At 69.6% G+C, this 14101-nt stretch carries 18 protein-coding genes; 13 read left to right on the top strand and 5 right to left on the bottom strand.

From position 1 onward, the window contains the following. Positions 1 to 86: 86 nt before the first annotated feature. Complete coding sequence (locus IE136_RS32000; protein ID WP_189602060.1) at positions 87 to 317, top strand: hypothetical protein; 231 nt, start codon at positions 87 to 89, stop codon at positions 315 to 317. 330 nt (positions 318 to 647) lie between these two features. Continuing rightward, entirely contained in the window at positions 648 to 1055 is a 408-nt protein-coding gene (locus tag IE136_RS31995) for a hypothetical protein (protein ID WP_189602059.1), read from the top strand. 592 nt (positions 1056 to 1647) lie between these two features. Here the strand turns inward: IE136_RS31995 and IE136_RS31990 are convergent. Then, the gene (locus IE136_RS31990; RefSeq protein ID WP_189602058.1) at positions 1648 to 2220 is read right to left on the bottom strand and encodes an RICIN domain-containing protein; all 573 of its coding nucleotides are present in this window, start codon (positions 2218 to 2220) and stop codon (positions 1648 to 1650) included. Between the two features lie 212 nt (positions 2221 to 2432). Here IE136_RS31990 and IE136_RS36895 point away from each other — a divergent pair, with 212 nt between their 5' ends. From IE136_RS36895 to IE136_RS31940, 9 genes are all read left to right on the top strand, one after another. Next, positions 2433 to 2957: a hypothetical protein gene (locus IE136_RS36895; protein ID WP_373309191.1), complete on the top strand. Its 525-nt coding sequence runs from the start codon at positions 2433 to 2435 to the stop codon at positions 2955 to 2957. Between the two features lie 31 nt (positions 2958 to 2988). Further along, positions 2989 to 3336, top strand: a complete 348-nt coding sequence (locus tag IE136_RS31975) for a hypothetical protein (protein ID WP_189602057.1) — start codon at positions 2989 to 2991, stop codon at positions 3334 to 3336. A gap of 103 nt (positions 3337 to 3439) precedes the next feature. After that, positions 3440 to 3745, top strand: a complete 306-nt coding sequence (locus IE136_RS31970) for a hypothetical protein (RefSeq protein WP_373309189.1) — start codon at positions 3440 to 3442, stop codon at positions 3743 to 3745. Between the two features lie 90 nt (positions 3746 to 3835). Continuing rightward, positions 3836 to 4510, top strand: a complete 675-nt coding sequence (locus IE136_RS31965) for a GGDEF domain-containing protein (protein WP_189602055.1) — start codon at positions 3836 to 3838, stop codon at positions 4508 to 4510. Beyond that, a complete protein-coding gene (locus IE136_RS31960; protein ID WP_189602054.1) occupies positions 4507 to 4953 on the top strand; it encodes an ASCH domain-containing protein in 447 nt (148 codons plus the stop codon). Before IE136_RS31965 ends, IE136_RS31960 begins: the two co-directional genes overlap by 4 nt. Beyond that, positions 4950 to 5216 (top strand): hypothetical protein, encoded by a 267-nt coding sequence (locus tag IE136_RS31955; RefSeq protein ID WP_229819371.1) that lies wholly within the window; start codon positions 4950 to 4952, stop codon positions 5214 to 5216. Before IE136_RS31960 ends, IE136_RS31955 begins: the two co-directional genes overlap by 4 nt. 24 nt (positions 5217 to 5240) lie before the next feature. After that, the gene (locus IE136_RS31950) at positions 5241 to 5447 is read left to right on the top strand and encodes a hypothetical protein (protein WP_189602053.1); all 207 of its coding nucleotides are present in this window, start codon (positions 5241 to 5243) and stop codon (positions 5445 to 5447) included. Next, positions 5444 to 5926: a hypothetical protein gene (locus IE136_RS31945; protein ID WP_189602052.1), complete on the top strand. Its 483-nt coding sequence runs from the start codon at positions 5444 to 5446 to the stop codon at positions 5924 to 5926. Before IE136_RS31950 ends, IE136_RS31945 begins: the two co-directional genes overlap by 4 nt. Continuing rightward, on the top strand, positions 5923 to 6087 hold the full coding sequence (locus IE136_RS31940) for a hypothetical protein (protein WP_189602051.1): 165 nt from the start codon (positions 5923 to 5925) through the stop codon (positions 6085 to 6087). The genes IE136_RS31945 and IE136_RS31940 overlap by 4 nt, the downstream gene beginning before the upstream one ends. Positions 6088 to 6501: 414 nt before the next feature. On the opposite strand, the gene IE136_RS31935 is transcribed toward IE136_RS31940, so the two are convergent. The 3 genes from IE136_RS31935 to IE136_RS31925 form a co-directional block, all read right to left on the bottom strand. Beyond that, entirely contained in the window at positions 6502 to 7119 is a 618-nt protein-coding gene (locus tag IE136_RS31935) for a hypothetical protein (RefSeq protein ID WP_189602050.1), read from the bottom strand. A 423-nt stretch (positions 7120 to 7542) separates the two neighbouring features. Next, entirely contained in the window at positions 7543 to 8700 is a 1158-nt protein-coding gene (locus IE136_RS31930; protein ID WP_189602049.1) for a ParB/RepB/Spo0J family partition protein, read from the bottom strand. Then, positions 8697 to 9851: a ParA family protein gene (locus IE136_RS31925; RefSeq protein ID WP_189602048.1), complete on the bottom strand. Its 1155-nt coding sequence runs from the start codon at positions 9849 to 9851 to the stop codon at positions 8697 to 8699. Before IE136_RS31925 ends, IE136_RS31930 begins: the two co-directional genes overlap by 4 nt. A 959-nt stretch (positions 9852 to 10810) precedes the next feature. On the opposite strand from IE136_RS31925, the gene mobF reads away from it, so the two are divergent. Both mobF and IE136_RS31915 read left to right on the top strand, forming a co-directional pair. Continuing rightward, positions 10811 to 12634, top strand: coding sequence for a MobF family relaxase (gene mobF, locus IE136_RS31920; protein ID WP_229819370.1), 1824 nt, complete (start codon positions 10811 to 10813; stop codon positions 12632 to 12634). Next, positions 12631 to 12978, top strand: a complete 348-nt coding sequence (locus IE136_RS31915) for a hypothetical protein (protein WP_189602047.1) — start codon at positions 12631 to 12633, stop codon at positions 12976 to 12978. Before mobF ends, IE136_RS31915 begins: the two co-directional genes overlap by 4 nt. 364 nt (positions 12979 to 13342) lie before the next feature. Here IE136_RS31915 and IE136_RS31910 read toward each other — a convergent pair whose 3' ends face one another. Further along, on the bottom strand, positions 13343 to 13804 hold the full coding sequence (locus IE136_RS31910; protein WP_229819367.1) for a hypothetical protein: 462 nt from the start codon (positions 13802 to 13804) through the stop codon (positions 13343 to 13345). Between the last annotated feature and the right edge of the window lie 297 nt (positions 13805 to 14101).

Here is a 14101-nt window from a genome sequence, read left to right as displayed (position 1 = left end):
GCCCACCCCGCATGGGGCCGGGCGAGGACCGGACAGGCCGCCCGGCCGCACGCACCACCCCGCCCGCGAGAGAAGGAGACCCCGTCTTGGCGAAAGCGCCGACCGTCATAGGAGTGCTCACCGAGCCCCCGGCCCCGACCTGGTGGAAAGCCAACCGCCACAAGGTCTTCGGCATCGGCGGGCTGTTGATCGGCTACCTGATCGGCACCCACCTGGCAGGCGCCCCCGAGCAGCAGCCGGTCCCGCCCCGGCCGGGCCACAGCACGCCCGCGCCCGGTGAGCACTCCACCCGCACGGCCCAAGGCCTCGCCGCATAACCCAGCCGCACCACCCGCTGCGCCCCGCCGACACCAGCACGACGTCGGCGGGGCGCAGCGCTGCCCATCGACGACTGGAGGAACTGCGCGTGCTCATCCCCCGCCCGCGCCGCCGCATCGGCCGGCCCCGTCCGCAGCGCCCCGGCCCCCGTTTCCCGCAGCGTCCCGACCGGCTGCCCGGCGCCTGGAGCCGGTGATGCCGCGCCCGAGGAAGAAGCGCCGCCGCCGCGAGGTGTTCCGGGTGCCGCGCAGCGACGACGTTCCCGGAGTACGACCGCAGCGCGTCCCCGAGGGCTTGGCCACGAGGCGGCAGTTAGCCGAGGCCCTCACATGAACGACCAGCACCAAGACGAGCGCGCCCGCATTCGCCAGGCCATGGACCGTCTCCTGGCCGGACAGGCCACGGCCTCCAACGGCAGCCTCACCGTAGTTGCCCTCGCCGTCGAAGCAGGCGTACACCGCATGGCCCTCCTCAAACGGCACACCGACCTGAAGAACGAACTCTACGAACGAGTGCGCACCGAGACCCGGCAGGTCCCGGAGGCCGAAAGACGTCTGCGGGAAACCGTCACCAAGCTCAAGGAGACCGTCGCCCGACAGAAAGCCGAGATCGAAGATCTCCGCCAGCTGGTAGCCAGACTCACCCTCGCCAGCGCCGTGCTCATCCACGACGGTAATCAGCGAACGGATTCATCCGCCGCCGACAACGTCGTGCCGCTGCGCCGACCACCAACGTGACGGCCGCCGCCGGTCGGCACTGGCGACTCTGCCCGGCCACCCGCTCCGGCGACACAATGCCCGACGGCCGCCGCCCGCAGTCGGTCCCTCTCGGCCCACTGCCCGTACGCCACTTCGGCGGCTTCGAGCCGGGCCACCCGCGTCTCGATCTCGGCCAGCTCCTTGCGCAGCAGTTCTCAGCGCGTTCTGCCAGCTGCACCCGCTGCTCGATCGTCCAAGTCACCACATCCACGATGAAGACCCCTCCCGCCGCGGAACCTACGCAACAGGCCAAGGATCTTGCCCGAGAACCGCAGATGACACCCGTGACAGGCGATCACGTGCTACCGATCTCCACCCAGACCAGCACGAGCACTTCCCCGGGACAGCACGCCAGCCCCGCTGATCAGCAGAAATCAGGTTGGCGTGGGCTCGCTGCGGAACACCCCTGCTCAAGCGGGGGCGTTCCGCAGCGAGCCGCCGTCAGAGGGTCACTGTTCACCTGATGGTAAGAGGGGTCAGCAGATCTGGCTCTGTCGGCTTCTCCCAGGGGCGCAGGTCCGCAGCAGCCGTGCGGGGCCGCCGCGCCTGTCGGCCTTCGTTGACCGGGAGGTCAGGCGGCCGACCTCGGGTCGATCTTCCAGCGCATGTTGGTGGGCGCGTTGGTTCCGGTGAAGTGCTTGAGGGTCACGTACACATCAGGGTGGGGGTAGTTCTGCGACTGCGAAGTGATTGCCCACTGCCGGAAGTTCGCTCCGGCCGGGGTGATGGTGTAGGTCTCGGAGGTGCCGTCCTCGCGGACGATCCAGTCCTGTGCCGGACCGTCGTTGCAGTTGGTCACGGTCAGCGGGCCGTTGTCCTTCGCGTTGTCCGGCACCGTCAGACAGGCCGGGGTCGGGTTCTTGATCGGTTCGGTCTGGATGACGTAGTGGTCGCCGTACTTCTGCTTGAGTCGCCAGACCGACCCCGAGCCCTCATTGGCCAGCGGCCAGGGGTACCACGCCTGGACGTACTGCGGCCGGTTCTCATTCTGAGTGTCGGTCTGCAGGTAGTAGCCGGTCGATGCGTTGCTGATGATCACCGCCTGGTTGCTGGGGGGGTAGCCGGGGCCGTTGGCTGCGGCCGGGGCGGCCGCAGCCACGCTTGCGGAGAGTGCCAAACCGAGCAGGAGAGCGATCTTGCGCATGGACGGTCCCTTTCGTCGAGCGGCATCTGCCGGGGGTATCTGTCGTCGACGTCCCTGCCCCTACGGTCGACTGCAAAAAGAGCCCGCCCCGGAATGACTCCGAATGAGGGAGGCGTGTTCGGATTGGAGTACGGCTCGACGGCCACTTCTGGATTGCGTTGCGGAGATTGTGCAGGATTCGGCCGTCGGGGCCGACAAGCACCGCCCCGGCGGTGACGTGGCCGGGCCAGGGGTTTGCGGCTGGTGAGGTCGTCGCCGTTGTCCAGAAGGCCGACGAACCGCACCGACATCCACCAGGTCGCGACCCCGAGTGCAGCGCCACCGCCTGGACGCCGGCCTACAGCGTCACCTGCCTGCACCGCGCGCTCACCGGCGGCCTGGACCACCGCGACGACATCGTCTGCGACGTCCACGGCGGCTACGACGACGTCGACCAGGAGGCCGACGACCACGCGACCGGCATGGGCGACGACCCCTACGGCCGCGCCGACCTGGAAGAGCAAGCAGTACGCCGCGGCGGTCCGCGAATGAGCCGCGCCGCCGACGGCCCGCACCCGCACCCGCTCACCCCGGCCGACCTGCCGGCCGGGGACGAGTGGTGGCACGGCTGTGGTGAGTGCCGCATCCCGGTCCAAGGCGGCGCGGCTGGCCTCGCCGCGCACCGCCACACCGTCCACGACCCCCGCCGCGACTACGGCGACCACCGCAGGCCCATCACGATCCAGCTCGACTTCTGATCCGGACCGGCACGCCGAAGGAGACCCGCTCATGTCCATGTCCGCCGCCGCGAAGGCGTACTACGACGCCCACTTCCAGGCCCTGCGCGACCACGGCGCGATGAACGCCGCCCGCCTCTGGCCGCGCCAGGCCCTGCAGTACACCACCGTCAACGGCGCCCGCCTCCTGCCGTTCCCGTCCCGGATGCCCGCCCGGTCCGTGGCCCCGGCCGTCCGCTCGGCCCTCAAGAAGCACCTGGTCCACGAGTACGACGTCACCACCCGCGACGGCTCCCCGCTGCGCATCGTCTACATCCGCCACGCCCCCGGCACCTGGTCCGGCGGCGAGGACGTCATCGACGTCTACGAGGTCCCCGCCGAGGAGCCGTCCGCGCCGTAGCCGGTGATGGTCCTCCGTGCCGCCCGGCCCCGCGCGTACGACGCAGGCCGGGGCGGTCGCGGTGGTCCCTCACCGCCGAGAACAACGAAAGGAGATGGACGTCATGACCCTGCTCCCCCTCTACGAGGTCGACGTCCCCATAAGGAACACCGCCGGCCTGCGCGGTGTGCACGTCTTCACCGGCCACGCCGACAGCCGCAGCGCCGCCGTACGGATCGCCCACGAGGTCTACGACCAGGCCGCCGCCGCGCAGCAGGCCGGGCTCGAGGTCCCCGGCAGGCGGCCGGACGGCTGGACGGCACACGGCTACCGGCCCGGCTGGGAGCTCGACTGGAAGGCGGCGACCGCCGGCCGCTGGAACGACCCGTACAGCTGGACCCGCGCCGACAACGGCGACTTCGATCTGTAGATCCGCCCCGGGACAGGCGTCCAGGCGTCCAAACCGATCGCCTGCCCCGGGCCTTCCCACCCCGTACGAGACGAGAGGGAGATCCCCAGTATGGACTCCGCCCTGCGCACACAGACCCGGTTCGGGCAGCGCGCACTCCTGCTGACGACCGCGGCCGTGCCGTTGACCGGCTGGGCCGTACACGCCATCGCCCTGCATAAGAAGATCGCTGCGAGCCGCCGCGATCCCCTGACCGGCCTGCTGCGCCGCGACGCCTACACCGCCCGCGCCCGCCGCCTCCTGGCCCGCCACGGCCACGTGGCCGTGGTCATGGTCGACGCCGACAGGTTCAAGGAGATCAACGACCGGCTCGGGCACGCGGCGGGCGACCGCGTCCTCGCGTCGATCGCGGCCCGCCTCACCGCGTGGGCGGGCCCGCGTGCTGCGGTCGGCCGGCTCGGAGGCGATGAGTTCGCCGTGGTCCTTCAGCTGCCCTCCGACCGCCGCGCTCTCCGCCTGGAGCAGCTGGTCCGGATGCTCCACACCCCGGTCGTCCTGGACGACGGCCGCACCGTTGACGTCGCCGCCTCGGTCGGTGCCGCGACCCCGGACGTGATCGGCGCACGCGACCTGACGCGCCTGCAGAGGGCAGCCGACGCCGCCCTGTACGACGGCAAGCATTCGGGCCGAGCGGTCCTGGCGACCGCCGCGCACGCCACCGTGCCGTCCCTCAACGGGCGCCGCGCGGGCAGGCCCGGCACGGCGATGTGGGGGCGAGCGGCATGAGGACCGAGACCCTTCCGCCGGCGGGCGACTGGATCCGCGGCATCAGCGTCAAGCAGCCACACGCCGCCTGCATCCTCGCCGGAGCCAAGACGATCGAGAACCGACCCCGGGCGTGGTCGTGGCGCGGCTGGCTGCTGCTGCACACGAGCCAGCAGATCGACCGCCCCGCCCTGCGCATGCCACTGATCGCACGCACGGTCCGCGGCCGCGACCTGCCGACCGGCGCGGTAATCGGCGTCGCCCGGCTGACCGACTGCCACCAGGACCCGGACGGCTCCCCGCCCTGCACCGAGTTCGCGCAGCCCGGGGCATGGCATCTGGAACTCAGCGACGTCCAGGCCCTCGCCCTGCCGATCCCTGCGCGCGGACAGCTCGGCCCCTGGCGGCCCACCGAGGATCTGGTCGACCAGGTCCTCCAGCAGCTCCCCCACCTACGGCCGTGACCACCCGGCGCCGCCACCTGCGCGCGGTGCCCACCCTGCCGGAGCAGCCCGTGGCGCCGGTTCACCTCCTGAACTGGCGCCACTACTCGCACTTCGGGCCGCCCGCCCCGTGCGCGCTGTGCGGCACCACCACCCCGCTGAGGTCCCACGCCAAAGAGCCCGCCCACAAGATCTGCGCGGAGCTCTGGAACGCGGCGCACCCCGGCGAGACCCGGTTCGTCTCCGACCCGCCCAAAGGCGGCCAGACGACCGACCACGCCTGACCTCTCCTCCAGACGGAGGCCCCCATGAGCAGCACCCAACCCGACGTCGACAACGCCCTCGCCTACCCGGAGCCGCCGGCCTCGCCGCTCTGGCACCGCCACGGCACGAAGGCCCGGCCCCTCACCCCCGAGCAGCAGCGCCGCAACCGCGAGCTGCTCGCCCTGGCACAGCGCTCCCCCCGACCCCGCTCCCCCCGCTCCACCAATACCCTGGCGGAGGCCAACCGATGAACCCCCAGACGCACCTAGCCATAGACGGCTACGTCGACGCGATCCCGGCCCCTGGCACCAGCTGGGGCACCGCCCGCTTCGACCTGATCCACTCCCCCGCCGACGCGGACCGGATCGCACCCGACACCCCGGACACCGTGTACGCCTGCACCACCGGAGACCCGCGCATCGCCGACGTGCTGCTGCGCGAGATCCAACCCGGCGACCTCCTGCGCGTCACCGGCACCCTCGTCCAGCCCGACGACCCCCAGGCCCCGGCCCGCTTCACCGTCGACGGCCTGGAGGTCCTCGAGGCCGCCCCGGCCCCCATGGTCTACGGCCTCGTACTGGAGCGGTTCGGGAACTACGTCGTCGTCTTCGACGCCGACCGCGACCAGGTCCCGGTGTTCACCGCGTCCGGCCGCTGGGTCGGCGAGGCCACCACCGCCGACGCCATCAGCGACCTCATCGACGTCTACGAGGAAGGCGGCCTCCGATGACGACCACCCTCCCCGCGCAGCGCACCGTCCTGGAACGATTCCCCGTCGGCATCGCCGCCGACTCCATCGCCCTACACCCGCTCCCGGAGCGCCACACCGACATCGAGCAGCCACGCACCGTTGTGGCCGCCACCGACGCTCCTCCTGCATCCACTACCTGACCCCGCAAGTACAGAAGGCCCCTGCTTCGGTGAACACCGGAGCAGGGGCCTTTTTGCGTTCCACGGAGCGGATGTTGTCCGCGTACAACGTCGGGGCGCCGGGCCTGCGCTCAGCCAAGATGTTGTACACGTACAACATTCACCCTCCGACCGAGCCAGGCCGCAAAGTTGTACGCATACAACTTTGATTCACCTGGCAGGCCAGGGGGGAACATACAGACGTTTCTGCGGTCCAGGTCCGCGAGGCTGATTAGCCGATGACTTCGGCCATGAGCGTCCTTGTCCACGCCGGTGTCCCAGCGCTTGAAGCTGCTGCGGGTGTGGCCATCGGGGTACGGCGACCAGGATCTGGTGCAGGGCGGGCCCGCATGGTGACCTCGGCGGTCCGTGCGGGTGCGCGAGCGATGCAGCCGCTCACGCCGTGGGCGGGCTCACCCGTGCGGGCGGCTCGTCTCCAGCAGTGACCTCCCACCACTGGCCGTCCTGGTCGCGAAAACGAACAAGGGCTTCCACGGCCTCAGGGAGTTGTCCTACATGCTGCCCGTCACGGTCGAGGAGCCATGTGGCCACCTTCATTTCCTCGTAGGGATGCAGGATGCTGCGCCTGGTCTGGGTCAGCGGCCCTCCAGGCATGTTGCGGTTCACGCTCCACGCCGCCCACGGCCCTTCCTGGAGCGCCCACACCCGCAGCAACTCCACTTCCGTGATGGAAACCATGCCGTTGTTCGTGATCGACACGACTACGGAGCCGCCGCTACCAGCGAACTCCAACTTCACCTTCTCAGCCTCTCGCAAGGCTGCCGACTCCGCTTCGGCAGCAGCCTGCTGAATACGGACCTCTTCTCGGTCCATCTGCTGCCGGGTCAGCTCGTTCGCCTGGGTCGCGGCCTCTGCCTGCTCGCGTGCATAGCGGGCCTGTTCCTTGGCAGCGTCTGCCGACCTGCGGGCGATCCATGCCTGCCAAATGCTGATGCTGGCAGCGGTCACAGACACGACAACCGCTACGAGGGCAATCCAGTCACCTTCATCCATAGCAAGGACGGTATCGACCGCCTCAGGAGTTGACCCTCTTCCCAGTGCCCGCCTGGCAAGGTCGAGTGGCCCAGGTGGTGCAGCAGGCCGGTGTCGAACTCCGCCTTATCTTCGCTCGGTAGCCCCGCCTCGCTTCCGCCCGGCAGGTGCCAGCCCGAGACCAGGGGCACCAAGGTCGGTACGGCGTAGCACTTGCTCCCCAACGGTGAGCCTGTCACCGCAGGCCGCAGGGGAGCAAAGTTGTACGCGTACAACTTTGCGGATCGACTCGGCCAGAGCGTGAATGTTGTACACGTACCTCGAGCCAGGTGCTGGAAGCCATAGAGGCATCTTGCCGCTGCGGGCTGGCAGGGGATGGGAAACGGGCTGGGATGTTGTACGCGTACAACATCCCAGCCCGTGAGTGACAGCGCCCGTACGGAGTCAGGCGTCCACTTTGCTGTCTGCTCGTTCCATCAGACGTTCGGCGAGCTCCATCAGCTCCTCTGCGGACAGGTGATCAGCCAGAGCCTCAGCAACCTGATCCACACTGCCAACCTCGATCACCGCCCGCGTCGGCGGTACAGCGGAACGCCCTTCCTTGTTCTGCACCGGCACGGTCGACTGCTGGCCGACAGCACCGGTCTGCTGCGGAGCAGAAGACTGCCTGGTGTTGGGCTCCTTACCAGCGGCCACGTCACCCGCCCCTACGACCGGCGTGGGGGAGCCGGAAGTTTTCTCAGCGGCGTCTGCGACAGGCGGCTCGAGTGCAGGGGCTTGTCGATCCGTCCGCTCTACGGCGTTCTCGGTGCGGCTTCGTGCCTCGGCAAGGAGGGCCCGTTCTGCCTCTCGCTCCGCAGACTGCGTTGCCTTCTCCTGCTTCAACACCTGCAGCAGCTCCGCTGCGGACAGGCCCTGATTGTCTCTGACGTGCCGGACGAGGAAGCGCCCGTCGCGCTCCGGAAGGTCACCGGAGCTGAGCATCGCCTGAATCTCTTCGGGGAGCTCAAGCAGAGACAACTGATGCGTGACCCAAGAACGGTCCTTGCCCAAGTGGTCCGCAGCGCGGGCACGAGCTCCCCGCTCCGACTCCTCAGCACACACCGCAACGAGCTCATTGATACCGCGGGCTCGCTCGATGATGTCGAAGTCCGCGCGGTCCAGGTTCTCCTTGAGGAGATGGTTTATGAACGTCTCGCGCGAGGCCGCCAGCTCGTCACGGACGACGAAGTCCAGCGCTTCCAACCCGACCTGGCAGGCACTGCGGTAGCGGCGCTCCCCATTGACGAGGACGTACCTGGCACCGCCGACGTGATCTTCATGATCAGGCCACAAGGTTAGGTAGACATCACGCGAGACAGCCACGCACGCGGCCAACTGCGCCGCCCGCAGTTCCTCGCCGAAACGAGCCAGTTCCACCGTGGTGCCGAAGTTGCGCCGGGGGTTGAGCGGCGTGGGGGAGACATCGACCAGTTGCAAGCGCACAAGCTCGTAGTTCGGGATGTCGCCCTGGGTGACGGCTTTCGCCCGGCCTCGCGCGCTGCGGCCACGCGGCACATTCCCGAAGGAAGATCCCGTGCCCAATCGATCGGCGGCCCTCATCCGTTCACCGCCAGGGCGATCGTGCGCAAGACCTCGGACTGCTCGCAATCAGGTGCGGAAGTCAACAGCGGTTGCTTAAGACGGGCGGCTTCACGCTGCTCCTTGCGCTCTGGGATAACACCGAGGACCGGCGGGTCTCCGATGGCCTTCCAGCTGTCAAGGGAGGAGGTGGCGATGTAGCCCTTGCGGCTGTCGTACATGTTCACGATGAACCCGAGCTTGGAGATATCGATGTCCAGGTCGGCGGTCAGGTCCTCGATCTGGTCGAAGAGCATGTCGTAGGCGTCTGCGGAGGAGTCCTCGGCCAGGACAGGGATCAGCACGCCGGAAGCGCTGGGCTGCTCGCCGTCACGAGTGCGGCCGTAGTACAGAGCGGTGTCCATGGAGTAGCCGAGGCTGGGCGGGCAGTCGATGACGATGTAGTCGAACTCGCTCTCCAGCGGCTCAAGCGCCTTCTCTAGGGCCGTCTCTTTGATTCGCACGTGGCGAGTGGTGGCCAGCTTGGCGTCCAGCAGGAAGGCGTCCTTGCAGCCGGGCAGCAGGAAGAGCCGGCCGCCGAAGCTTCCCTCCTCTATCGGGACGAGGAGGTCGCGCAGCTTGCCCTTGCCTTCGCCCAGCATGTGCTTCGCCAGGCTCGGGTCGTCGATGTCGAGCATCGGGTATCCGAGCTGCTTGGTCAGGTGGCACTGGGGGTCGAAGTCGATCAGCAGGACGCGTTGGCCGGCTTCCGCGAGTGCCTCGGCGACGCCGGCGGACGTCGCGGTCTTGCCGACGCCGCCCTTCTGATTGCCGAAAATCAGGCGGCGGGCGCCGGTCGTGCGAGGGATGCGACGAGGGGAAGGGTGCGAGTCCAGCCACAGGCGGATCGACTGGGCGATGCCCTGATTGAAGGCAATGCCGCGCGACTTGCAGTCCTCCTTGAACTCCCCGTACAGCCCAGAGGGAAGGTAGGTGGCGAACGAAGCGCCACCTGAGGTATCCACCTGCGCACGGGGCGAGTCTTCGGTTCGCCAGGCGTGGACACCTTCGGTGACGGCATCCTTGATGTCCACGCCCAACTCTGCTGCGCGGACCTTGAGTTCCTGCCGAAGTGCAGCAGGCAACTTGGCAACTACCTTTTCCCGGTCATCGGGGCTGTAGGGGGCGGTCATGGGCGGTACCTTACTCACCTTGCGTGTGAGGGCAAGGCAACACCCCCGGGTCGCAGAGAAGGCCCGGGTTACCGCTGCGGTCTGAGAGCTAGAAGTGCGTCGTCCAGCCTGATGTCCCAACCGCTTCGGACCTTGACTGGTTTCGCCCCGGTAAGTCCGGCCAGAGGGTCGGTCAATGCGGACACGAGGTCTTCCTCAAAGGGGTAGGAACCCCATTCGAGCTCCCACCGTGTGCCGTTGCCCCACAGCCGACGTGAGACTGTGCGGTTCGCACTCGGCCGCTCCCGGCTGAATGGGTCGTCGGTGAAGCTGCCCACCGCCCAGGCTCCTGCCGGATCCCTCAGGCAAAGACGTACGAACAGCCCTAGCTCCAGCGCATCACCTCGACCAGGCCCTCCGGCCGGCCACTGCCCTCGAACATGGTGAGACTCGATGACACGGCGCGCACCGGCTTGATCGAACTGCGATTCTCTACCGGCATGCATCGCGCATTCGCCCAGTAGCACCAGCAGTACGCAGAGATCGTTGAGCGTGTCCGAAGGATCCAGCAACAACACAGCACTGACGCGCGCCGCTGCGCAGCATTCGCACGACGTCCTCAGGCGCCCGCGCCGGGCAGTAGCGGCATCGCTTCCTTCCACTCGCCGGGGTGGAGCTGGTCGCAGCCGACGGAGCACCAGCGGCCCTGGATGTCCTCTCGTTGCGGAAGGGCGACTGGGCGCTGAGGACCAGGTACACCAACTCCGTGGTGGGTGTGTGGCAGAAAGCGCAGGCGATTCCGGTCCTTGTCGTATGCATGGGCGGCGGACTGTGCACACACCGGCGGCTTACCGTCTCGGGCTGGCGTCGCGGCCCGCCTGGCGGGCGCTCCGGTAAAGATCTGGTGATGCCCTCCCGCCCGACGGGAAGGACCTCGGATCACGCTTCTGCGCAGGTCAGCGCCGGGGTTCCATGGGCCGATGATTAGCATGTCGCCAGTTCGCCCGGGGGCCGGGGTGCGTTACCTCTTCCGTGGCGTGATGGTCGGCGACGGCCACCGCCGGGCGGGCACGCCGCTGCGCGCCGCCCAGGACGAGGCCGGTGTCCCGCCCGGCGTGTGGAAGGGCCGGGGCCTGGCCGCCCTCGGTCTCAAAGCCGGGGATGTGGTGACCGAGCGGCAGGCCGAACTGCTCCTGGGGGAGGGCCGGCACCCGGACGCCGACCGGATCGAGCGCGAGTTCCTGGCGCAGGGCAAGAGCCCGGCCCGCGCCCGGCGGGCGACCGTGCTGGGAAGGCCCATCGAGCACAACCAGTCGGCGAAGACCGACAAGGCCAAGGAGCGCACTCCCTGGCTGGCCTTCGACCTGGTGTTCCGGCCCCCGCCGACGGCACACATCGCGTGGGCCCTGATGGACGATGAGCACCGCCTCGTGCTGGAGCTGTGCGACGACATCGCCCGCGACAAGACGCTGGCGTGGGTGGGGGAGTCGGTCGCGGAGATCCGCTGGAAGGCCGGCGGCAAGCAGCGGGCCCGGGTCAAGGACGGGCTGATCGTCGCGGTCTTCCGGCACTACGAGTCACGCGCCACGGAATCGAGGCCGCTGCTTCACGCGCACGCGGTCGTGTCGATCCGCGCCCGGCGGCCGCACGACGGGAAGTGGGGCAACCTGTCGGCGGACTCGCTGATGACCCACATTGTCGCGGCCGACACCCTCTACACCCTGTACTTCATGGAGGAGGTGTCCGCCCGGCTCGGGTGGGCGTGGGAGCCGCGCGAGGTAACCTCGGGCCGCCGTCCCGTTATGGACATCGCGGGCATCGACCGGCGGCTCATCGGCTGGCAGTCGACCCGCCGCCAGCAAATTGAGGACGCGCTGCCCGTCCTGACTTCCAGGTACGAGGAACGGCAGGGGCACGCGCCGGGGGAGCGGGCCGCCTACGCGCTGGCTTGCCAGGCCGCCGACCAGACCCGCCCGCCCAAGCGCACCGAGCTGCTGTCGCTGACCGAGCTGCGGACGCGATGGCGCGCTTCGGCGATCCGGGCGTTCGGCGCCTGCACCGTCTACCGGCTCGCAGAGCGGGCGCGGGCGGCGGCCGCGACCGTGTGGGCGCGTGTGCGGCCGGTGGTCGATGTCGTCCTGGCGGCTGTCGACGTCGTCGCTGTGGTGTACGTGATGCGCGGCGCTTTCGCGCGCCACCACCTGCTCGCCGAAGCGCGCCGCCACCTCTCCTACGTCCTGCGCGGCCAACCCCACGAGCCGGGCCTGGACGAACGAATCGTGCAGACGGTCGTCGACGACTACACCCGCCCCGTCGGGCGCGGCCGGAAGCTGACCGCCGATCTGCGTCCCCTGTACCCGGGCGACACCGAGGACCAGGCCGTGCTGCGCCCGCTGACCCGCAGCCGCATGGCGGCCCCGTACGAGAGGGCCCGCCTCGTCGCCGGCGCCCTGGCCGCCCGGGTCCGCGCCGCGCGGCGAGCGGAGCGCCTGAGCTCCCGCCCCCGCCCGTACGCCGTCGCCGTGCCTGCCGCCTCGAGGTCGTACCCGCGGCCGTTCCGCGCAGGCCGGAAAGACGGCCGCCTCCTGGAGCCGGAGACCGGCGTCGACACGGTGGAACGGACGCTCCAGACCCTCGAAGCCGCCGCCGCGAAGGTGGCCGCCACGCTCCAGGACAGCCAGCGGGCACGCGAAGCCGCCCACGGCCCCCGCCCGCAGCCCACCCCGGCGACGGCCCCGCAGCCGCACACCCAGCAACCCGGCACCCAGCACACGTCAGGCCGAACCACCAGAGGAGTCACGTGAACACCCCCGAAGAACGCCCCAATCCCGACGACGCGCTCGCCCGCGCCCGAGCCGCTCGCAAGCAGATGGCCGCCGCGCTCACCGAGTGCCAGGAGCCGGACCCCGACGAGCCCCTGGGATGGCAGCCGATCTGGAAGCGCCCCCGGAAGCCGAAGTCGAAGGCCGCGAAGAAGGAGGAACTGCGCAAGCAGCGCAAGCGACTCCAGGAAGCCGCCAAGCACCGCCTCGCCGCGAGGAACTCGCGCCGGCCTCGCGCCCGGCAGAACCGGATCGGCAACGCCGCCGCGCGCCGCGACGCCCGCGCCCTGTCCCGAGTGCGGCACTCCAACGCCTGGCTGTGGTGACGATGCCGGGCACCATCCACTGAGTGGAGTCCACCCGATGTCGCGCATCGCCACCGGATGCAGAACATCGAGTGGGTTCCACTCAGTGGGCTCCACCCGATGGACTCCACCGAGTGGAGCCCACTCCGGTGCGCCGGACGACGATGGACTCCACCGTGGTGCGCACCGCACCTGGTGCGCCGCACCACCCGACGATGCCGGACACTCTCGCGCGCACCCGACGCTCCGCACCGCACGGTGCGCCCACCCCTTGACCAGAGGCGGCCGGGGGCGTGCGACCCCCTTGTCCGGCTCCGCTACACCCCCTTGTCCAGCTCTGCTACCGAGGACGTTTCTCCTTGACCTCGCCGGTTTCGGCTGGCGATCAGGTCGCGGTCAAGGGGGTCTGTGATAGAGGAGCTCGCCCGGCCGTGGCGCGCCCCCGGTGCGGTGCGTTGGCGCGGTGGAGCGCACCACGGTGGCGCGGTGCGGTGCGGGTGGAGCGCACCACGGTGGTGCGGTGCGCCGGATGCGCCTCCATCGCCTGCTTCATCCCCGCGGCCTCCAGCTGGCGCAGGACGCCAGCGACGTCGCCGTGGTCCTCGGTGAGGATGTTCTCGGTGAAGCGGACGATGGTGTCGGCCATGCCCAGCTCGGCGGTGACGGGGATGAAGACGCGCGCGGCGACGTCCAGGAGCAGCCGGTGCAGCTCCGGGCCCGTGTCGTCGGCAATCGCGCAGGCGGTGTCGATGTCGTCGGCCTGCATCGCCCGGATGTAGGCGAAGGCGGCGGCGACGTCGTCCAGCTCCATCGGAGCGAGCGGCGTGGTGACGGTGTTCTCGGGCATGACAGCTCCTCACGTACGGGCCGCCTCGCTGATCGTGGCGGCCTCAAGAGGAGCCTCCGGCGGTGGCCCTGTGGACAGAGGCCGGTGCTCGGGAGGGAGAGCTCTCCCTCCCCGCCGGACCCGGCAACTTCAAGGGGCGCGTGTGGTGCTGGTCACGAACAAATCGCCCCGGACAAGGCGTTTCTGAGGCATAGAAGACACCGATCGGTGTTGAGCGTCAGACAGCGGACAAGGGGGTCTTCCCGACGGTGGCTCCGGCCCGTGCGCACATCGGCGTGCGGGCCGGACGCTCACCGT

The organism is Streptomyces lateritius (genome assembly GCF_014649715.1).
In the GTDB taxonomy this organism is placed as follows: domain Bacteria; phylum Actinomycetota; class Actinomycetes; order Streptomycetales; family Streptomycetaceae; genus Streptomyces; species Streptomyces lateritius.
This window is presented reverse-complemented; position numbering and strand designations above follow the sequence as displayed.